The sequence below is a fragment of the Lactiplantibacillus dongliensis genome (genome assembly GCF_005405105.1).
Classification (GTDB): Bacteria; Bacillota; Bacilli; order Lactobacillales; family Lactobacillaceae; genus Lactiplantibacillus; species Lactiplantibacillus dongliensis.
The window spans coordinates 1-21,295 of record NZ_BJDK01000022.1 but is presented as its reverse complement, the minus strand read 5'-3'; the positions used below and the strand labels follow the sequence as shown (position 1 = coordinate 21,295).

Below are 21,295 nucleotides of genomic sequence, written 5' to 3'. Positions count from 1 at the left end.
CCCCTTAACGGGCTAAAACGGTAATAATTGCCTGTTTAAGACTTATCCAAGTTAATAGATCAGATTGCACCAGGGTCACCACTTTCTAAGAATTAATTGTTGATTTGTTTGATCAGGCCTAGACTCAGTAAGCCTAAGATTAAAAGGCCACTGCCGATCCAAGTAAAACTGAGTGCAAACCCTAAGTGTTCAATTAACCAGCCAATCAACGGGAAGGAAATACTGGTCATGATACTATAGAGCATACTGCTGACACTCAAGAGCGTTGCCCGTTGACTGCTAGGAATTAGGGCATTGTAGTAACTGGACATAATTGGCGCAATCCCTGCCATTAACATATTGACGAAGAAATAGCCGCCTAACATCAGTCCCAGCTGGTTAACACCGGTGATTAGTAATGTCAAAATTAACAACCCGGTTAGGCCGCTCAATAATTTGATTGGCGACCAGCGTTGTTGCAGCCGGGGGGTCAATTGAACGCTAAGCACATTTAGCGCGGTCACGATGACTAGTACGCCTGACAGCAGGCCACCTTTAAAACCATGGGCCGTTAATACGGCTTGAAAGTAGTTATAATAAGCTGCGCCAATAACTGAGAAAATAGCGTTAAAAATCATCAAATAACTAAGCTTGGGCATCTGATGCAGACAGGCCGCCGTCGCACGAAAAATTTGCCAAATCGTTAAGAATTGCCCATTTTGGGTATGACGAGCGGGTTCATGTAAGACGATTGCTGCAATTAAAGCGCCAATTGCGCCGAATAGGTAAAGTTGATAGGTCACCAGTGTGTAATCGTGGATGAGCCAACCGGCAATAATTAAGCCGCTCATTCCGGCAACTTTTAGAATCGTGTTCATCGTACTGGTGACTTGCGGATAACGTTCGGTCTGGTGATTATCCGCCAAAGTCTCGTAGAGCAAGGCTTCTAGCGTGCCAGACTGTAAATTATACGCCCAGCCAAGTAAGACAAAGGCACTCGCAAACCACCAGAAACTGTGTACCGGCGCCAGCAGCATGATCAACGCATGACCAATCGCCGCAATGCGCCCAGTAATTAACATCGTTCGGTAGCTAAACCGGTCAGCAAGCGCCCCGGCCGGTACTTGAAATAAAAAACTGGTCAAATGATAAATGCTTTCACATAAGCCGATTTGGACGAGTGATAAGCCACGTTGTTGTAAAAACATGACCCAGAGACCAGCGATACCGAAGTAGGCAAATGCGGTATAGAGATAGCCAAGGTGGAGATTGCGTTGCATGGCTTTCAACATTGTCAGAAACTCCCTTTGAACTGGGACACCTATTCAAACACCTTGACCCCCCACTGGCCGGTACTAGATATCACCAATTTCTCATAATTTACTAGTAATTATACCAAAATACATCGGGATAACCAATGTTGCTAGAAGTTTTCTTTAATTAAGTTGGTCAGAATCCGGATACCTTGTTCAAAGCGTTCGGTGGATTCATATGAGAAACTCAAGCGAATATATTGGTTCGGTTGAAAATCATAAATGCTACCAGGGTTAAAGAGCACGTTTTGCGCCGTTGCTAAGTCAAACAACTTCTGAATATTGATCCGGTCATCCAGCCGGACCCATAAGTAGAAGCCACCTTGAGGCGCGTCCCAAGTCGCAAAATCATCCCAATAGCGATGTAGAATGGACTGTGCGGCCTCAGCCTTACGGGACAAGACGTCCCGAAAGTGAGCTTGATAAGTGTCGTATTCGGGATCGGCCAAGATTTCTGCGAGCACGAGTTGTGAGAGCGAACTAGCCCCGTAATCAGTCTGCATCCGCACATCTGTTAAACGGTCAATAACGGGTTTGGTTGCGACAGTCCAGCCGATTCGCAGACCAGGAGCGAGCGATTTGGAGATACTGCCGAAGTAGATGACGTTGCCAGTCTCGTCGAGGGCTTTTAACGGCTGGGGTGGTTGCTGGTCGAACCAAACATCTTGATAGGCGGCATCTTCTAGGATTGGAATCCGATGGTCTTGCGCGTAGGCTAAGACTTGCTGGCGGCGTTCAGCACTCATCACGATACCGGTCGGGTTATTGAAGGTCGGAATCGTATACATAATGGCATGACGATCTTTGGCCGGTGGTGTTAATTGCCAGTAAGCCATGCCTTGATTATCCATGGGGACGCCCGCGAGATGGGTATGAGCCGATTGAAAGACGTGCAGTGATTTAACGTAGGTTGGGGCTTCAGTATAAATTGTGGCGTCTTTAGGGAACAGTGACATCGAAACAAGCTGTAGCGCCTGTAATGATCCCGATGTAATTAAAATATTATCGGCACTGGTATGGATGCCGACTTTCGCTAAATGCCGGGCAATCTGTTGCCGCAACGCTAAGATACCCGCAGGCTCCGTGTAGTTTAAGCTGGTGAGTTGCTGACCTAAATGATCAAAGGCTTTCTGAAAGAGTGCCCGGGGAAATTGATCTGGCGCGGGTTCACCAGTACTTAAACGAATGACATCGTTGGTTTCAAATTGATTGATTTTTTGAATGGCGTGGCCGTTCGGCTTGAATTGCCCAGCTTGAACGTATTGGGCCCAGTTAACGTGTTCGGCTAGTAAGCTTGACCAGTGGTTCCCAGAAACAGTCATGCCGGAACCGGGCGTACTCGTAATAAGACCGACCGCCACCAATTCATCTAAGGCGGTGATCAGAGTACTGCGGTTGACGCCGAATTGGGCAGCAAGCTTACGTTGTGAGGGAATTTTAGCTCCCATTGGCCAGTCGCCACTTGCAATGGCCCGCTGAAAGTAATCGGTAATTTGTTGGTAGACTGGTAGCGCCAGTGTTTTATCTGGTTGCCAGTCGATATGTAATGCGTTCATTGAAAAAGTCTCCTTAGTGGTTGGGTATAAAGCGAGTGATTGGTTGGTTACAAGCTTACCCCTTTTTATTATAATCAGTTCATGAATTAAAGCCAGTTAAGCTTACAACGGTATTTTCGGTGGCTAACCGGTTGGATAGGAGTCGTGAAATTGATGCAAGTTTTTTTACAAGGGTTATTATTTGGGTTTGCCTACATCGCCCCGATTGGCATGCAAAATTTATTTGTCGTGTCGACCGCTATTGAGCAACCAATCAAGCGGGCCTTTCAAGTCGCCCTAATCGTGATTTTCTTTGATACATCGCTATCATTAGCTTGTTTTTATGGGGTCGGCAAGCTCTTACAAAGCACCCCGTGGTTAGAATTAGCCGTGCTACTTGTTGGTAGTTTACTCGTCTTTTATATTGGTTGGGGGTTAGTGAAACAAAAATCCGCCGAAATGGGGACGATGGCTACTAGTTTTTCGTATAAGGCGGCGATTGTGACGGCCTTTTCGGTGGCATGGCTGAATCCACAAGCCATTATTGATGGGTCCGTGTTGTTAGCGGCTTTTCGCGTATCGATTCCAGATGAACTCGCACATTTCTTTATGATTGGGGTCATCTTGGCCTCAATCGTCTGGTTCTTCGGCTTGACCGGTCTAATTAGTAAATTCAAACATTTAATGCAGCCGCGCGTGTTACTCTGGATCAACCGGATTTGCGGCGTGGTGATTATCTTATACGGCGTTAAACTTTTGGCGACGTTTATCACTAAAATATAGTCGGTAGCTCACTGGTAACGGTGGGCTTTTTTGCTGCTCTGGTTGGCAAAGCATCGGCTGGAACGTGGTAGCCACGTTTGAAACCTATCATTAGAACAGTAATTTTAGAATAACGTCATTTTTATGATAAATCAATTAAAAATTTAATTTTATTCCCATCTATTAATAGTGCGAAAATAAATTAATGAGTGATAATAAGCTTGCGGAAGCCTACAATCATCGGTATGCTAAACGTATTGGACTTTTTTAGAGAGAGGAACGATTTGCATTATGAAGATTGCCGGTTTTGGGGTGGAAGCATGGTTGAATCAGTACGAGACCATCGCAACGACCGATATTAGTCAAAGCTCGATTGCCGCTCTGACGATTGGCGAGGTCGCGGCCTTAGATGGTCATGATGGCCAACAATTCTATCAACATTTGAGCGCCTTGCGGTTGAATTATGGCTGGATTGAAGGGTCACCGGAATTTAAACGTTTGGTTAGTGGCCTGTATACACAAGTGCCCGCGGCCAATGTGCTGCAGACGAATGGTGCGACTGGGGCGAATCAATTGGCGATTTATAGCTTGATCGAACCTAACGACCATGTGATTGCACTATATCCTAGTTATCAGCAGCTTTACGATATTCCCAAATCGTTAGGAGCGACAGTTGATTATTGGCATATCGAAGAAGCCAACAACTGGCTACCAGATATTGAAGAATTGAAAGCGTTGATTCGACCAGAGACTAAAATGATTCTATTAAATAATGCGGTTAATCCGACCGGCAGTTTATTAGATGAGGGGTTATTACGCCAAGTCGTTGCATTAGCACGGTCCGTGGGTGCCTATGTCTTGGCCGATGAAGTCTATGAACCATTAGATGGCACCCCGTTCACGTCGATTGCTGATTTATATGAATTAGGGATTGCGGTGAATAGTTTATCGAAAACATACTCAGTACCGGGAGCCCGGATTGGCTGGACGGCGACCCAATCAAGTGAACTGGCGGATATCTTTCGAAAGTATCGCGATTACACGATGATTTGTGGCGGCGTCTTTAATGATCAGCTAGCGGTGCAGATTTTACAGCATCGTGACGAAGTCTTAGCCCGTAACCGGGCGTTGGTTGACCGTAATCTAGCCCTCTATACGGCTTGGGTCGCCCAAGAACCACGGGCTAGCCTGATTGCGCCGCACGGTATTTCTGTATCGTGCTTAAAGTTGAACTTGCCGGTTGATGATGAGACCTTCTGTAAAGCGTTGCTTGATGAGACTGGCGTATTGCTAGTTCCTGGGTCGCGGTTTGATATTCCAGGTCATGTTCGATTAGGCTATTGTACCGATACTGAAACGTTGAAACGTGGTTTGAAACTATTGGGTCAATTTTTGCGGCGGTATGATGATTAATCAGAAGCTGAACGGATAGTTATGCATTTGTTAGCTTGTTTTCCGGACTTAAAACCGCGAAAACAGGCTTTTTTTGTTGGTGTAGTAGTTTGCAGGGTGAATATTTGCTATAATGTATTCATAATTTATCAGGGGAGGTCCCGCAGAATGAAGAAGACTGATCGGCAAGCTGCCATTGAACAGTTGATTACTGAATACCCGATTGCCACCCAAGAAGACTTGATGGCCCGTTTAAAGGCGGAAGGGATTGCCGCAACGCAAGCGACCATTTCGCGGGATATCCGAGAGATGCAAATCGTGAAGTCACCTGACGACAGTGGGCGCGCGCGCTACACGATCTTTAAAGAAAGTAGTAAGAACGAAACTGATCGCTTATTTGATAGTTTACACGAAGTGGTGACCGGAATTGACCGGGTTGAATTCATGAACATCATTCATACCTTGCCGAGTAACGGGAATTTGTTGGCGGCAATTATCGATGATCTGAAGTTACCGGAAGTGAGCGGCACTTTAGCAGGCCATGATACGATCTTTATCATTAGCCCTAGCACTGCAGTGGCGACTGAATTACATGATTTGTTTGCCAGCCACATTCGTGATGATGATGAGCTTTAACAGTTATGAAAATCCCGCCCTTTTGGGGGACTTTTTTGCATTCTGCAGTTATTCACGGTATAGTTGACCTATCTAATTAGGTTAACAAAGGCGGTGAATCAAATGAAATATACGAAAAAACGCAGTCCGCGCAAGAATCAAGATAAGCGTGATGCCACTTTCGAAAAGTTCCGCAAGCAACAAAATGAATTAAATGCCAACCGCCGCGGTGTGCGCCGGAAATAAAAGCTTGGGACAAACAAGGTCTCAAGCCTTTTTTGTTTCATCGAATTTAATTGAGACTAAATGATTCAGTATCCGAAAGACTAGTCCGTATCAAAACGGTGTCACTAAAATAACTGAATTCAATAATTAAAGCGTAAATTTATATGCAACGGACTTATTAACGCCGGGCGGGTCAGGATTGGCTCAGTGGTGTCGTTTGACTAAGCCGGTGATTCTTCCGACTTAGTCAAAGCCCGGCTTTTGAGGCCGACCTATGGCTCAAAAACGTGGTCACCACGTTCCAGCTGATTCTGGCTCAACCAGAGTGGCAATTATCAGCCAGTTAGTTCACAAAGCTTTAAGTTTTTGAAGATTTAGTCAAGCTTTGACCCCGATGCCAAGGAAAATCGGATTTATGATACAATTATCGGAGTTTAAAAAAGTAACGAGTGCCGTTAGTTAGTTGGAACGGCGGTTTTCAACTAACGACTTAACGGCCTTTTGAACAAGGGGAAGATTATGCAAAATAATGGTTTTTGGTCCACCATCAAAGATGGATTACGGGTCATAGGCCACTGGTTAAAACCGTATTGGCAACGCTTCTGGGCGATCGTCGGCTACCAATGGCATCGACGACAACTAACCCGTTGGCTAATTGTCATGATTTTAACGATGATTTTAGTGGTCAGCACTTATTTAACTTTTGAAGCCAAAACGGCGAAGATTGGTAATTTACAAGCGGAGTTAGAGAAGACGACCGTTATTTATGATGCCAGTAAACAAAAGGCGGGGTCACTCTATTCCCAAAAGGGGACCTATGTCCATCTAGATAAGATTTCGACGAACTTGCAAAATGCCGTCATTTCGACTGAAGATCGGAATTTTTACAAGGAACATGGGTTTTCTGTAAAGGGGATTGGTCGGGCTTTTATGCTGTTAGTCGTTAATAAGCTTCTCGGCCGCAATTACATTAGTGGCGGTGGGAGTACGTTGACGCAACAATTGGTCAAAAATGCCTACTTAACGCAGCAACAAACGTTTACTCGAAAGCTGCGCGAAATTTTCTTATCGATTGAAACGGAAAACGTTTATTCGAAAAATCAAATTTTAGCGATGTATTTGAATAATGCTTACTTTGGTCATGGCGTCTGGGGCGCCGAGGATGCTGCTGAGAAGTATTTTGGGGTTCATGCGGCCGAACTCAGCGTGGATCAAGCAGCTGTCTTAGCCGGAATGTTGAGTTCACCGAGTGGCTATAACCCGATTGATCATCCGAGCGCAGCTAAAAAACGGCGTAATGTGGTCTTAAATAATATGGTTAATAATGATAAGTTAACTAAAAGCCAGTATACGTTCTATTCACAGAAGACGATTACGCTGAATGATAACTATCATTATTATAGTGGCTATAAATATCCTTATTATTTTGATGCGGTGATTAATGAAGCGATTAATAAGTATGGCTTAAGTGAGTCCGATATTATGAATCGGGGGTATAAGATCTATACCTCTTTGGATCAAAAAGATCAAAGCTCGATGCAGGCGTCCTTTAAGAATAGTACCTTATTCCCAGAAAATGCGGCGGACGGCACCAAGGTTCAAGGGGCGTCGATTGCGGTTAATCCATCAACCGGTGGCGTAATGGCTGTCGTTGGTGGCCGTGGTAAACACGTCTTTCGGGGCTTTAACCGTGCAACGCAGATTAAACGGCAACCAGGATCGACTATCAAGCCGCTAGCGGTCTACACACCCGCGCTTGAGAATGGCTATACGTATGATTCGGATCTCTCTAATAAGAAGCAAACGTTTGGCGCTAATAAATACGCGCCGAAAAACTATGATAATGTTTATGCTAAATCAGTCCCGATGTACGAAGCTTTGGCGCAAAGTATTAACATTCCGGCTGTTTGGTTGCTGAACAAAGTCGGTGTCAATAAAGGTTATGCTTCCGTTAAGAAATTTGGCTTACCAGTTACCAAGGACGATGATAACCTAGCGTTGGCTTTAGGTGGTTTGACGACAGGGGTCTCGCCGCAGCAAATGGCTAGTGCCTATACGGCGTTTGCCAATAGCGGCAAGAAGACCACTGCGCACTATATCACCAAGATTGTTGATGCGAGTGGCAAGACGATCGTCGATAACACGGCAACTAAGAGTAAAAAGCTGATGTCGGCCAGTGTCGCTAAAGAGATGACCAGTATGATGCTGGGGGTCTATAACAGCGGGACGGGGGCGGCTGCGAAACCTTATGGCTATGCTATTGCCGGTAAGACTGGGAGTACGCAAGCCGATTATAAGACTGGTTCCGGGACAAAGGATCAGTGGATGATTGGATATACGCCAGATGTTGTCGTAACAACTTGGATTGGGTTTGATTCGACGAATAGTACACATTATTTGAAGAGTTTATCTGAAAACCAATTATCAGCGTTATATAAGAATGAGATGGAAAACATCTTGCCAAACACGAAACAAACCAGCTTTGGCACCAAAGATGCTGCTACCTTGGCTAACCAGAGTTCAACGGATAATTCAGCCAGTGGTAGTTCCGTTTGGGACGATGCTCAAAAGGGTGCAAATAAGGTCGGCAAGACCGTTTCTGATGCGGCTAAGAACTGGTTCTCATCGGCGAAAAAATTAATCGGGAACTAGTGTTAACAGCTATTCAAGCCCTTTCAAAAATGATAAACTATAGCTGACACATACTTTGAGGAGGAACGCGACGATGGCTGTAAACATTTACGATACTGCGAACCAATTAGAACAAGAATTACGTGGCACTAAGGAATTTAAAGAGTTGCAAGCTGCTTATCAAGCAATGCATGCAAATGAGAGTGCGTTTAGCCTGTTCAAAGAATTCCAAGAAATTCAAATGCAATTGTCACAAAAGCAAATGAATGGCGAAGAATTAGGCGACGATGAAGTTCAAAAAGCACATGAATTAGCTGATAAAGTTGGCAATGTCGATGAAATTAAAGCCTTAATGACTAAGGAACGTGGCTTGAACCAATTAATGAATGATTTAAACCAAATCATCACTAAGCCCGTTCAAGAATTATACCAAGACTAAAGTTTAAGGTAACTAAGAGGCAATGACGATATTTCGTGATTGCCTCTTTTTTTGAGAGCAGGTAGGTGGCGATACCGGTCGCAGGTTAATCGCAGTTATCAACGAAACCTTAATAAAATAAGTTTCAAGAATACGCTTGGTGTTAGTTGGTTTAAATTGCCACTCTGGTTGGTCCAGCATCGGCTGGGACAATGGCTCATGGCCTTTCAGCAACCGGCAGGCAGCAATTTTAACTGGCATCAAGCATTCAAGAATGAGTTTTACTAGCACAGGGCGGACTGGATGCCGCTCAGTGGTGTCGTTTGACTTAGCCGAGTGATTTTACTCGGATTAGTCAAAGCCCGGCTGGCGAAACTGTACTTTGGCTCGCAAACGTGGCCACCACGTTCCAGCGTCAATCCAGGCCAGCCAGAGCGACAAGTACAACTAATCAAATTTCAAGACAAGGGGTGACAACCAGCATGAAATTTTTGCATGCGGCTGATTTACATTTAGATACGCCGTTTCAAGGCTTGACGGGGGTCCCGTCAGCGCTACGGTCACAGTTGATTGCAGCCCCGTTAACCGCATTGACCCGGTTAGTGAATCTAGCAATCACCGAACAAGTTGATTTTGTGTTACTAGTGGGCGATTTGTTTGATCAACAAGCACAAAGTGTCGCGGCTCAGGCCGGTTTGATGGCAGCGCTTGAACGTTTGAACGTCGCGCGGATTCCCGTCGTCTTATCATTTGGTAATCACGATTATCAGCCAGCGGGTAGTCAGTGGCATTTTCCGGCGAATGTGCATGCATTTGGGCCATCCGTTAAGACGGTTACGCTAACGACGGCGGATCAGACGCAAGTCGCCATCAGTGGGTTTAGCTATGACCAGCGGTGGGTGACAACGCCGAAAATCGCTGACTATCCCGCCAAACTGCCAACGGTCGATTACCATATTGGCATGCTGCATGGGCAATTAGGGACTGCGGGCGATCATTACGCGCCGTTTAGTGTGGGCGAGTTACTGGCCAAGCATTATGATTACTGGGCACTTGGCCATATCCATCAGCGGCAAACGTTGAATACCGTGCCACCCGTCGTTTATCCTGGAAATTTGCAAGGCCGGTACCGTGATGAAACCGGTCAAAAAGGTTGCTTGATTGTCGAAAGTCAAGCCGACCAGACGTTACGGCCCGTTTTCCACGCGTTAGCGCCGATTACCTGGACGACCTGGACCCCAAAATTGCAGGGGCCTGTGGATCGACCAACGTTGTTGAAACAACTTGTTGACCAGTTTTCAACGACTGCTGAAGATGGGACTGAATTAGTGCTCATTACCTTACCGACGACCGTCGAATTAAGCGCGACCGCCATGTTGGCCCTCACGCAGGGCGCCTTATTGACCCAATTACAAGGTCAATTGACCACCACTGCCTGTTGGCCGGTTGACTTGCAACTCGCTGCTGATAAGTCGCAACCGGTACTAGGTGGTCTTGACCAAGCGGTGTGGCAGCAAGCTGGTCAACGGGTGGTGACAACTGAACAGATTGCGGCTTTAGCGGATCATTTGTTAGCGGAGCCCTTCTTAAACCAAACTTTATTAGAAGACTTAACACCCGCCCAATGGCGACAACGGGTACTGGGCTTGCTACAAGAGCAATATCATTTAACAACGGAAGGCGGGGCAGCCGATGGAGATTAGGCGCATTGAAATTGCGGGCTTTGGTAAGTTCAGTCAGCAGGTCTACGAGTTGTCGGCTGGCCTACAAGTCATTTACGGGGACAATGAAAGCGGTAAGTCAACGTTGCGGGCGTTTATCTTAGGTATGCTATTTGGTTTTCCAACCCGCCGGCACTTAATTGACCGGTATGAACCTAAGGCGACGAGTCAGTACGGCGGTTCACTGGATTTATTCGTTGCGGGGCAGACGTATCGATTGACGCGACTAGGTGATCAGCCAGCGGAATTAATTAATGTGGCCACGGGTGATCCGCAGCCGTTAACATTACTAGAACGTTGGCTGGCACCATATGACGAGAACCGTTACAAGCAATTATTTACTTTTAATCAAGCGGAATTGACCGCTTTAAAAACATTGAGTGCGACTGACCTGAATACCCAATTACAGCAGATTGGGACCCTCGATAGTAGTCAGTGGCGGTCGACAGCGGCTGATTTGCGGGCTAGCGCCGATGAGTTATATAAACCGCGTGGGCGTAAACCTGCATTGAATCAAGCCTTACAGCAGTATCAGACCTTAAAACAGAATCTTCAAACGGCGCGTGATCACTATGCGACGTATGAACACTTACAGGTAACGGTTCAACAGTTACAAACGCAACAAACCCAATTACAACAGCAATTGAGCCAGGCTAACGACGCACAACCAAAGTTAGCCAATCTACGTAATCAATGGCCAGTTTATCAGCAATTACAGCAGTTGCAGACGCAGCTGTCAGCAGCAACGACTACGCTACCAGCGGCGGTTAATCAACAATATGAGCAATTGACGACGACGCAAACAGAGTTACGACACACGTTAGCTAGTGCGCGTGAACAATTGACGCAACAACCAGTTGATGCGAATTCAACGTCATTAGTTGGCTTCTATGTGGCGCACCAAAATCAGTTTGATGCTTTAGAACCCAAGCTGCCAGAGCTACAGCAGGCATTGGGCCAGTATCAAGCTTTAACCAGTCAGACAACGGCTGCACAGCAATCCTATCAGCAACAACAAACGGCTCAGCCAGAATTAATGGCGGCGTTATCACCGGCCAAACAATCAGCCGTGGCTAGCTTAAAAGCGGCGGTATTAACAACGGCAACGACCGGGTCGCGGCAATCCCGGCAATCCCAGTCAACACCAGCATTTAGGGCCGATTGGCGGCTAATTGCCGGAGGGATTGGATTAGTTGCCGGGGTAGTACTACCACTTGGCGGGCTGAAATGGGTCTTAATGTTAGTGGGATTGGGGCTGTTAGGTTGGTTTGGTTGGGAGCAACTAGCACCAGCGGGACCAACTACGGCCGACCGGACTTTAGCGCCGTTACTAACAGCGGTAGGTTGGTCGCCAGATCTGGATTCAGCGGCAATTTTGACTAAGCTGGATCAACTAGCTGCGCTACAACGTCGTCAAGCACAGGTGACGGCCTTATCACAACAGACAGCGGCCCAAGCGGCGACGGTCTGGCAAGCACTACAAGCGTATCAGTTCGCCAGTGATTGGCTACTGTTAGATGAGCAACGGTTAGTCGTCAGTGTTCAAAAAGTCACGGGCTTCTATGACCAGGTTCATCAGGCCATGCAACATCAAAGCTTGGCATCGACGGACTTCGCCTATGTTCAGCGCCAAGTTAAACAATTAACCGCGCAACTGCAAACGACCGCGGATCAGTTGCAAGCACTGGCTACTCAAAATGGCTTAGCGGATGTTGAGGCCTTGGCCGATGCGTTGGCGACACAAAGTCAGCGAACGGCCACCCAAACGAGTGTCGATCAATTGACGACGCGGTTAACCCCTGTAGAACAAACGGCGTTACAAGCTTATCCAACGCTGTCAGCTTTGCAGGCTGCGATTCAAACGAATCGGGCTACGATTCAAACGACGCAACAACAGCTTACCGAGCAAACCCAACAATTGGCAACCACCCAAACCCAGTTACAGGCACTGGTGGCCGATGGTCGGTATGCCGACCTGCGTCAGCAACAGGCGGATGCGCAGACCAAATTAACGGTGATGGCACGGCAGTGGGTGACCCGACAATTAGGGGCAACTTGGATTGAGACTGCCTTGCAACAGTTAACGAGTCAGCAGTTACCAGCCATTCTGACGGCGGCTGGTACGACTTTCGCACAACTGACCGGGTCGCGGTATAATGAGATTAAGTTAAACGGCGATACGCTGGTCGTGCAAGCGGTTAACGGACCACAATTTAGTGTGGCTGAATTATCGACGGCGACTAAAGAGCAATTGTATCTGGCATTACGGTTGACATTGATCACCCAGCTCGGTCCGCAGGCACAGCTGCCATTAATGATTGACGATGGCTTCGTTAATTTTGATACCCATCGTCGGCAACAAGCTTGGCAGCTGCTGGCAACGGTCGCTGCCAAGCATCAGATTTTATACTTTACGAATGAATCAGCCGCTCTGACTGAGATGCCAGCGGCCACGGTTCACCACTTAACCTAATTTGGGGGTAACAACATGGCAAAAAAATTATTTGATTATCAAGTCGATGAACCCGTTGAAGGGTATTTTCTATTAAAGGATTCCGAAGTTCGCATTGCCAAGAATGGTAAGAAATTCTTAGCGATTAATTTTCAAGATACGTCTGGTGAAATTTCGGGTAAGTTCTGGGATGCCAGTGACCAAGACGTGGACCATTTTCAAGCTGGTCGAGTCATTCATTTAAAAGGGAAGCGGGAAAATTATCAAGGTAACCCGCAGATTAAGATTCTTCAGATGCGGTTGACCCATCAAGGGGAACCCCAAGATGTGCAACAATTTGTCGAACATGCGCCAATGAACACGGGGGCCATGGAAGAAGAACTCAATACGTTTGTTTTTGAGATTACCGAACCGAATTGGAATCGAATCGTCCGGCATTTATTAACGCAATTTCATGATGATTTCTTTAGTTACCCAGCCGCTAAAAAGAATCATCATGCTTTTGCTGGTGGGTTGGCATTCCATACGCTCTCAATCTTACGGCTAGCGAAAGCGGTCGCTGATGAATACCCACATGTTAACCGTGCTTTATTATATGCGGGCGCTATTTTGCATGACATGGGGAAGACGATTGAAATGTCGGGCCCCGTTTCTACGACGTATACATTAGCCGGTAATTTAATTGGGCACATTGTCTTGATTGATGAACAAATCGTAAAAGCTTGCCAACAATTAAAAATTGATGATCAATCCGAAGCGGTTTTAGTATTGCGACACATGATTTTAGCTCATCACGGCTTATTAGAATATGGTTCACCGGTGCGGCCACATATCATGGAAGCTGAGATTTTACATGACTTAGATGAACTGGATGCCTCAATTCAGATGATGCAGACGTCGATTGGGCATGCGGAACCAGGGACGTATACGGAACGCATTTTCGCCATGGATGGTCGTAACTTCTACCGACCAGAACATGATGGGACTAAAGCTGATGTGAAGCCGACTGATCATCAGTAGGGATATACGTTTGGTGCTAGTTGTCGCCTGCCGGTTGGTTCCAGCCGATGCTGACCCAACCAAAGTGGCATTCTAAATCCAACAAAAAAAGGACGACCAGTAATTGGTCGTCCTTTTAATAACAGAAATTATTTTGCGCTAGATGATGAAGATGAGGTTGATAAGTATGAAGATAAGATGTTCTTCAAGTCGTTATCCTTGATCTTAACATTCCCAGCCTTTAAGACTTTGGCAACCACGTTATGCAAGACCGTTGAGTCGCTCATATCGTTGTCCCAAATTTGTTTCTTCAAATCAGCAGTGTGATCAGACATGTTCCCTTTACCAGGGTTCTTGACCATCCGGATGATTTCGTAACCGTTAGAGGTCTTCACAGCAGACGTGGTGTAAGCACCGTTCTTCAATGCGAAAGCAGCCTTCAAGAATTTAGATGAATAGCTCGTATTCGTGTTATCGAAGGCAGCTAACTTACCACCGTTGCTCTTAGAAGTCGTATCAGTTGAGTATTTCTTAGCTAGCTTGGAGAAGTTTGATTCACTAGAATCTTTCTTCAAAGCTTTCAAAACAGTGTCTGAAGTGTCCTTCTTAGCAACCAAGATATGTTGAACAGTTACTTTAGGTTCGTATGATTTCCATTGCTTCTTCAAATCAGCGTTGGTAATCTTAGCCTTGTCTTTAACCGCTTCTTTTAGTAATAAGTTCGAACGGATTTGTTCCTTGAATGTTCCCGTAGTCAACCCATTTTGTGACAATACAGTTGAGAATGAAGTCCCGTATTGTTGCTTGTAGGTGTTATATTGCTTCGTAACGGCTTTCTTTGAGACTTTTGAACCGTAGTCCTTTTCAAGCACTTTGTTCAAGATCATCTGTTGTAAAACTTGTTTCCCAGATGAAGTGCCCTTCATACTACTGTAATACTGACTTTCGGTGATCTTACCACCGTTAGTCGATGCAACTGTCTTGCTACCGCAACCGGCAAGCGTAAACGTTAATAAAATACCGGCAAGTGCAATAAGCCATTTTTTCATTCTTGTAACACATCCTATTCCTAAAATAGTTCTGCTCTAGCAGACTTACCAGATAACTATAACATAAGTTAGCGGGGTTCTGCATGGTGACTGGAATCTTTACAAAATTTTCAGATAATTCACACGGTCTTCACAAAGTCTAGCGCCAAACTAATGCCTTAATAAACGAAAGGTGTTGGTTTATTAACTCACAAAAAAATCGTCGAGCTGTCATGAGCCCGACGATAGGGTGCTTAATCTTTAGGTGCGAGATCGTCTAAAGTTTTCTGTAAATGTTCAGCGCGTGCTTGCATAATCTTAACGTGGGGTTCAATTTTAAACTGAAACTTATCGACTTCGGTTTGAATCTCATCGATGACTTTGGCAGCGTTACTGAATTGGACACTCAAGTTACTTTGCGCATCACTAAAGTCTTCGCGCGCCGTTTGTAAATCGTCGGCCGCATCTAACACGTCTTGTACATAACTTTTAGCATCATGATACATGGCTTGTGGGGTCTTACGATTGATAATCATATACGCTGCGGCACTCAAACCCAAGCCAATCAGCGTTTTACGCATGAATTTCATCGGCAACCTCCTAATCCGTTAAATGGGTTTTGATGGCGTTTTGTAACTTAGTGTAGTCGGTTTCGTCATAATTCTTAGAGTTATCTTTAAAAATCATCCGAAAATCGTCTTTGTCACTGTAACGCGGAATCAAGTGGAAATGAGAATGGAAGACGGATTGATACGCCACAGAACCATTGTTATTCACGATATTCATCCCGATAATCTTATCATCGGACGCCTTAACTGCGCGTGCAATCTTAGGAATGCGCGCAAAAACTGCGCTGGCTAAATCAGTGTCATAGGCGAAGATATCTGGCACATGGGTCTTAGGAATAACTAAGGTATGACCAGGAGTGCCTTGTGAAATATCTAAAAAGGCTTTAACCATGTCGTCTTCATAAACGGTGTAGCTCGGAATATCACCTTTGATAATCTTGCAGAAAATACAATCGTCGTCGAGTTTAGGTTCAAAAGCTGTCATGTGATAACCTTCTTTTCTAAAATTTAGTTCTATTATACACTACTCAAATTGGAAATGAGGGCGCTTTATCAGATGATGACGGTTGGCCGCTTTAGTTAGTTGACCGTTTTTGCATGCCCAGAAGTCACGCCTGATAATGCGCTATGCTATAATTAATTTTAATCGCGTGATCGATTTATACTTAAAAAATAAGGTAATCGGTTGAAAACCAGTTGGCTTTGCCGCCTACTGGTTAGTTGCTAAAACGCACTAAGGCCAACGATACGGCTAAGCGTTTTAGCAACCATCCTTTCGGCTAAAGGTTAGTGGGTTAATGAATGTTTACTAATTTATCAGCCGCTAATTAACGCCAGGCGATGCGGGCAGGGTGGTAAAGGACAATTTATTTAGAAACAGAAAGAGGTTAGCACTATGGCATTGGCAGTTAGCCATTTAGTTGGGGGTTATTCCCAAATCCCCGTTTTAAAAGATATTAGTTTTGACGTACAACCAGGTGAATTAGTTGGGTTGATCGGCCTAAACGGTGCCGGTAAGTCAACTACGATTAACCATATTATTGGGTTATTGACGCCGATGAAAGGGTCCATTAAGTTGAATGGGGTAACGTTAGCCAGTGACCCCCAACAATATAAGCAACAGTTGGCTTATATTCCAGAAACTCCGATTTTATATGAAGAATTAACTTTAAAAGAACATTTAGAAATGACGATGCTGGCGTATGGTTTGGATCAAACCGCCGCTTGGAAGCGGGCGCATGAATTATTGACGATCTTCCGTTTGGATAACAAGCTAGATTGGTTCCCAGCTAACTTCTCTAAAGGGATGAAGCAAAAGGTCATGATTGTCTGTGCTTTTCTGACCAACGCTAAGTTATTCATTATTGATGAACCCTTTCTAGGTTTAGACCCCTTAGCGGTACATGATTTATTGCATTTGATTGAAACCGTCAAAAAACAAGGGGCGTCTGTCTTGATGTCGACCCATGTGTTGGACACTGCGGAAAAATTCTGTGACCGCTTCGTCTTGCTACATGCCGGCGAGATTCAGACGCAAGGCACGTTTGACGAAATTAAAGCGCACTATCCGGATGCGGGGGACTCCTTGAACGATATTTACCTCACTTTGACTGGGGTGACCCGTGATGAATGAGTTATATCGGCAACGGCGACAACGCCATTTACGGCAGATGTTGCATTACTTGCGGTTAGTTTTTAACGATCATTTTGTGATTGCTTTGATGTTTTTCGTCGGTGGGTTGGGCTTAGCCTATTCTAACTGGCTGAAAACAGTGAGCCCACGAGATACTTGGATTATCTTAGTGGTGGGACTGATCTTGTGGCTGGGGTTAGCGATTGGCCGGATTGCGACTTTACTGGAGCCAGCGGACACGGTCTTTTTGTTGCCACGGGAGCATGATTTGCACGCTTATTTGGTGCATGCTTGGCATTATAGCTGGTGGTTGGCGCAAGCCGTGCAAGTAATTGTTGTTGGCTTGACGGTGCCCATCTTAATGTTAGTCGATCAGTTGTCAGGGGTGAGCTTGTTGGCGTTATTAGTTACCCAGCTGGCCTTAAAAGATAGCGAACTGACTGTCCGGGTAACCCGGCTTTATCGGTTGCCGCAAGCGCCAGCCCGCTGGTTAGGCATGGCGAACGCTGGTTTAGCACTGGTTATCTTGGCGCTTAGCTTATTAGTATCACCGTGGTTGGGTGCCGTATTAGCCTTAATCTTAGCCGGTGGTCAACGTTGGTGGCACAATCAAGTTTGGCCCCACACGGTCGTCGCTTGGCAGGCAGATATTAAAAGTGAAGCGAATCGGATGCTGGGTATTTATCGCTTCTTTAACTTATTTACCGATGTGCCAATGGTGCAAGGTAGTGTTAAACGGCGTAAATATTTGGATTGGTTATTACGATGGTTACCACGCGATCAAACCCATGCTTTCGGGTACTTGTTTACCCGTGGCATGTTGCGAGGCACGGAGTTCAGTGGTTTAGTGACGCGGTTGACGGTGATTGGCGCCATCTTGTTATACTTTATCGGTCATGGCTGGTTGGCGATTGGTCTAGATGTGATTTTTATCTATCTGATTGGTTTTCAATTGTTGCCGTTTTATAAGCGATACGATAATATAGTTTTTACGCACATTTATCCGTTGGCCGCGCCATTGAAGTTTAAAAACTTCCAGCGTTTGTTAACGGTGATCTTAAGTACGACCGGGATCATCTTTTTAATTGCCGTTTGGTTAAGTAACGCCCCGTTAGCGCAAGTCGGGATTTTGCTGGTTGTTAATGCCATTGAAATCTATCTCTTAGTTGCATGGTATGCCAAAATGAGATTAGCCTGAAACGCTTGTGGCACAACGGATAAAAAGGACTTGACGGGACGCAGTTTGGTCTTTAGAATGTGTTTGTTAGGTCAATAATAATTAAGCCAATAAAATGATTAATATTTTGAGAGGAGTGGGGCTGATGGATTTCGAACTTGATGACGGCTGGCATGTCTATCCGATTTACGGCAATACCGATAAAGCTTTCATGGGCAAAAAAAATCAACAGCGATTGTTTTTAAAACGGAACGCATCGCCGTTTCTAGCGGCGCTCTCAATGGAAGAAATTACCCCGCGGTTAATCTGGACAAAACGAATATCGAGCGGGGATACTTTAACTGCTCAAGAGTGGCTGAATGGTCAAACTTTAACGAAGCAACAAATGCGCACGCCTGAAGTGGCGCATTTATTGGCACGGGTGCACAATTCCAAGTTGCTTCATCGCATGTTAACTAAGGTCGGCGGCCAAACTGTCCGGCCACACGAGTTTATTCAGCAGTATTTGAGTGAATTACCAGATGATTTACGGCAGCATCCATTGATGGCGAGGGTCTTAACGGACTTGCAAGGCACGTTACCGACGTTGCCAACTGCCGATTACCGCGTTTGTCATGGCGATTTGAACCATAAGAACTGGTTACTGTCTGACCAGCATCAATTATACTTGGTGGACTGGGATTCAGCACGGTTTGCTGATCCGGCTTCAGATATTAGCATGTTGCTCTGTGAGTACGTGCCGTTAACGGACTGGCAAGGTTGGTTCAGTGAATATGGTGAGACGATGACGCCTGATATGCAGCGGCGGGTCGTCTGGTATGCCAAGATCAACTTGTTGCTGAATATTAAAGATAACTATTATCGTAATCAGTACCATAATATGAATGACGAAATTATTTTCTTAGAAGAGTTGAGTCAATATCAGCTCTAAACCGATAGCCTTGAGTTCCGGTTGGAATTCGAGGCTGTTTTTGTGAGATTGAATCAGATTAACTTAAAAAATGAAGAGGAGTACCCTTTACTTATGCGTGTTAGAAATAAACCCTGGGCACCAAAATTAATTAATGCTCATCCGGAATTGATTACCGAGACCCCCACTGATTTTCGGGGAAAGTGGCAGAGTCGTTTTAAGACCCCTCAGCCGCTGCAGATTGAAGTCGGGAGTGGTAAGGGCCAATTCATCATCGAGATGGCCAAACGGCACCCAGAGATTAATTATATTGCGATTGAGATTCAAACTTCCGTGATTGCGATCATTTTACGAAAGTTAGTCGAAGAACCTTTACCGAACTTACAGCTGGCCCATGCGGATGGCCAAGCAGTGACGGCGTTTTTTGAACCTAATGAAATTGATCGTTTGTATTTAAACTTTTCGGATCCTTGGCCTAAAACCCGACATGCCAAACGCCGCTTAACGTATAAATCGTTTTTAGCCGGTTATCAGGAAGTCTTGAAGCCCAATGGTCAGATTGAATTTAAGACGGATAATCGTGGCTTGTTCGAATTCTCATTAACGAGTATGAATAACTTTGGGATGACGTTTGAACAAGTTTGGCTGGATTTACATGCAGTCGCGACACCAGAAGATAATGTTGAGACGGAATATGAACAGAAGTTTAGTCAATTTGGGCCGATTTATAAGATTATTGCGACGTTTACAGCTGAATAGTGACTCTGTTAAGCATCTTAAATTAGGTTGGGCCTAATTTTAAGGTGCTTTTTAATTAGATTATGCTGAAAAACAACCCGTTTACGAAAATTGACCAAAAAGACGGTAATCTTCGTTAGAATAATGTTATGGAAAATAACTATCTGTTTTCAAAGCTGGGTAATTGGACTTTTAAAGTTTTGACACGTCATACGCAAATTGCTCATCGCGATAAATTGTTGGTTCAATTGGGGATTACGACATTTTATATTTTGATTCCCAAATTGTTCTTTTTACTATTATTAGCCAATTGGTTCAAGATTGTTGTTCCGGTGGTGATTTTTATCGGTACGGTTTTATTGGTACGTTTCTTTGCATATGGTCGACACTTACAATCGGATTGGTGGTGTACTGTTATTACTTTGGTAGTTGGCCTAATGGTACCCAAGCTGGTGGTGATGACGGCAGGCTTATCATTAATGATCAGGTTGGTAGCCACGATGATATTGGGGGCGGTAATTGTTTGTTTTGCGCCAGCCGATACGCGTAAACATCCGATTACGAACAGGCAGTTGCGTCAGCGGCTGAAGTTTGGAACTGGGGTTACAATAATAGGTATTTTGATGACTCAGTGGCTCCTGACCAATCAGTTAGGAAGTATTGTACTTGCAGCACTACTAATGGTGTTTTTATTGGTAATGCCATTAAAAAGGAGGAGGAGTTAACATGAAAGCGAAACTAGTTAAATTTTTCATCAGTTTTTTTAGGCGTATTGGTCGTAAGCAATTGGTGATGAATTGTGTGGGGCTCGCATTTGAACCCAAAATACCGGAAGATTTAAAGCGTAATGATTAATATAATCATTTTTGTCCAAATTGTGTTCTTATTCGTCACAGCTAAAATTATTGTTCAAGATGTTTCTATCTCAGTGTCAGCATTAGCGATAGTTATTTGGGGATTACTGGCGGGAATATTGTTTAAAATAATCGGGTTTTGGGTGATGTTGCCCACTACGATTATCTTGATCTATTTAGTACAGAAATGCATTATGAATCTAAAAGTGGCCATTGTTGTCAGTGTTGAAAGCGCAATTCTGATGGTGCTAGTAGATCATATTACCCAACTAAAGGTTGAAAGTTAATAATGTACAGTAAAGCCCCGGCTTGCCGGGACTTTACTGTATAAAAATAGACATGAA

General features: G+C 45.0%; 20 protein-coding genes. 15 read left to right on the top strand and 5 right to left on the bottom strand.

The window, feature by feature from the left end; genetic code table 11:
* Positions 1-92: 92 nt before the first annotated feature.
* Positions 93-1,271, bottom strand: coding sequence for an MFS transporter (locus tag FFM80_RS09295; protein ID WP_137640534.1), 1,179 nt, complete (start codon positions 1,269-1,271; stop codon positions 93-95).
* Between the two features lie 131 nt (positions 1,272-1,402).
* A complete protein-coding gene (locus tag FFM80_RS09290; RefSeq protein ID WP_137640533.1) occupies positions 1,403-2,848 on the bottom strand; it encodes an aminotransferase-like domain-containing protein in 1,446 nt (481 codons plus the stop codon).
* A gap of 153 nt (positions 2,849-3,001) precedes the next feature.
* Here FFM80_RS09290 and FFM80_RS09285 point away from each other — a divergent pair, with 153 nt between their 5' ends.
* From FFM80_RS09285 to FFM80_RS09245, 9 genes are all read left to right on the top strand, one after another.
* Positions 3,002-3,610: a LysE/ArgO family amino acid transporter gene (locus tag FFM80_RS09285; protein ID WP_137640532.1), complete on the top strand. Its 609-nt coding sequence runs from the start codon at positions 3,002-3,004 to the stop codon at positions 3,608-3,610.
* A gap of 270 nt (positions 3,611-3,880) precedes the next feature.
* On the top strand, positions 3,881-5,002 hold the full coding sequence (locus FFM80_RS09280; RefSeq protein WP_137640531.1) for an aminotransferase: 1,122 nt from the start codon (positions 3,881-3,883) through the stop codon (positions 5,000-5,002).
* Positions 5,003-5,149: 147 nt separating this feature from the next.
* Positions 5,150-5,617 carry an arginine repressor gene (gene argR, locus FFM80_RS09275; RefSeq protein ID WP_137640530.1) on the top strand — a complete coding sequence of 156 codons (468 nt, stop codon included), beginning with the start codon at positions 5,150-5,152 and terminating at the stop codon, positions 5,615-5,617.
* A gap of 102 nt (positions 5,618-5,719) precedes the next feature.
* Positions 5,720-5,842: a hypothetical protein gene (locus tag FFM80_RS14720; RefSeq protein WP_137634192.1), complete on the top strand. Its 123-nt coding sequence runs from the start codon at positions 5,720-5,722 to the stop codon at positions 5,840-5,842.
* 498 nt (positions 5,843-6,340) lie between these two features.
* Positions 6,341-8,473 (top strand): PBP1A family penicillin-binding protein, encoded by a 2,133-nt coding sequence (locus FFM80_RS09265; RefSeq protein WP_137640529.1) that lies wholly within the window; start codon positions 6,341-6,343, stop codon positions 8,471-8,473.
* A gap of 73 nt (positions 8,474-8,546) precedes the next feature.
* Complete coding sequence (locus FFM80_RS09260; RefSeq protein WP_137640528.1) at positions 8,547-8,891, top strand: YlbF/YmcA family competence regulator; 345 nt, start codon at positions 8,547-8,549, stop codon at positions 8,889-8,891.
* 461 nt (positions 8,892-9,352) lie between these two features.
* A complete protein-coding gene (locus tag FFM80_RS09255) occupies positions 9,353-10,573 on the top strand; it encodes a metallophosphoesterase family protein (protein ID WP_137640527.1) in 1,221 nt (406 codons plus the stop codon).
* Positions 10,563-13,064, top strand: a complete 2,502-nt coding sequence (locus FFM80_RS09250; RefSeq protein WP_137640526.1) for an ATP-binding protein — start codon at positions 10,563-10,565, stop codon at positions 13,062-13,064. The genes FFM80_RS09255 and FFM80_RS09250 overlap by 11 nt, the downstream gene beginning before the upstream one ends.
* Before the next feature lie 15 nt (positions 13,065-13,079).
* Entirely contained in the window at positions 13,080-14,063 is a 984-nt protein-coding gene (locus tag FFM80_RS09245) for a 3'-5' exoribonuclease YhaM family protein (RefSeq protein ID WP_137640525.1), read from the top strand.
* Positions 14,064-14,191: 128 nt separating this feature from the next.
* On the opposite strand, the gene FFM80_RS09240 is transcribed toward FFM80_RS09245, so the two are convergent.
* The 3 genes from FFM80_RS09240 to FFM80_RS09230 form a co-directional block, all read right to left on the bottom strand.
* Entirely contained in the window at positions 14,192-15,091 is a 900-nt protein-coding gene (locus tag FFM80_RS09240) for a peptidylprolyl isomerase PrsA (protein WP_137640524.1), read from the bottom strand.
* A 233-nt stretch (positions 15,092-15,324) separates the two neighbouring features.
* On the bottom strand, positions 15,325-15,660 hold the full coding sequence (locus tag FFM80_RS09235; RefSeq protein WP_137634199.1) for a hypothetical protein: 336 nt from the start codon (positions 15,658-15,660) through the stop codon (positions 15,325-15,327).
* Positions 15,661-15,670: 10 nt separating this feature from the next.
* Positions 15,671-16,123 carry an HIT family protein gene (locus FFM80_RS09230; RefSeq protein ID WP_137640523.1) on the bottom strand — a complete coding sequence of 151 codons (453 nt, stop codon included), beginning with the start codon at positions 16,121-16,123 and terminating at the stop codon, positions 15,671-15,673.
* 411 nt (positions 16,124-16,534) lie between these two features.
* Between FFM80_RS09230 and FFM80_RS09225 the strand changes: the two genes are divergently transcribed.
* The 6 genes from FFM80_RS09225 to FFM80_RS09200 all read left to right on the top strand — a co-directional run bounded on the left by FFM80_RS09225 (position 16,535) and on the right by FFM80_RS09200 (position 20,952).
* Positions 16,535-17,272 (top strand): ABC transporter ATP-binding protein, encoded by a 738-nt coding sequence (locus tag FFM80_RS09225; protein ID WP_137640522.1) that lies wholly within the window; start codon positions 16,535-16,537, stop codon positions 17,270-17,272.
* A complete protein-coding gene (locus FFM80_RS09220) occupies positions 17,265-18,470 on the top strand; it encodes an ABC transporter permease (RefSeq protein ID WP_137640521.1) in 1,206 nt (401 codons plus the stop codon). The genes FFM80_RS09225 and FFM80_RS09220 overlap by 8 nt, the downstream gene beginning before the upstream one ends.
* 124 nt (positions 18,471-18,594) lie before the next feature.
* On the top strand, positions 18,595-19,380 hold the full coding sequence (locus FFM80_RS09215; protein ID WP_137640520.1) for a phosphotransferase family protein: 786 nt from the start codon (positions 18,595-18,597) through the stop codon (positions 19,378-19,380).
* A gap of 93 nt (positions 19,381-19,473) precedes the next feature.
* Positions 19,474-20,118, top strand: a complete 645-nt coding sequence (gene trmB / locus FFM80_RS09210) for a tRNA (guanosine(46)-N7)-methyltransferase TrmB (RefSeq protein WP_137640519.1) — start codon at positions 19,474-19,476, stop codon at positions 20,116-20,118.
* Positions 20,119-20,246: 128 nt separating this feature from the next.
* On the top strand, positions 20,247-20,822 hold the full coding sequence (locus FFM80_RS09205; protein ID WP_137640518.1) for an accessory gene regulator ArgB-like protein: 576 nt from the start codon (positions 20,247-20,249) through the stop codon (positions 20,820-20,822).
* 1 nt (position 20,823) lies between these two features.
* The gene (locus tag FFM80_RS09200) at positions 20,824-20,952 is read left to right on the top strand and encodes a cyclic lactone autoinducer peptide (RefSeq protein ID WP_137640517.1); all 129 of its coding nucleotides are present in this window, start codon (positions 20,824-20,826) and stop codon (positions 20,950-20,952) included.
* The last annotated feature ends 343 nt before the right edge of the window (positions 20,953-21,295 follow it).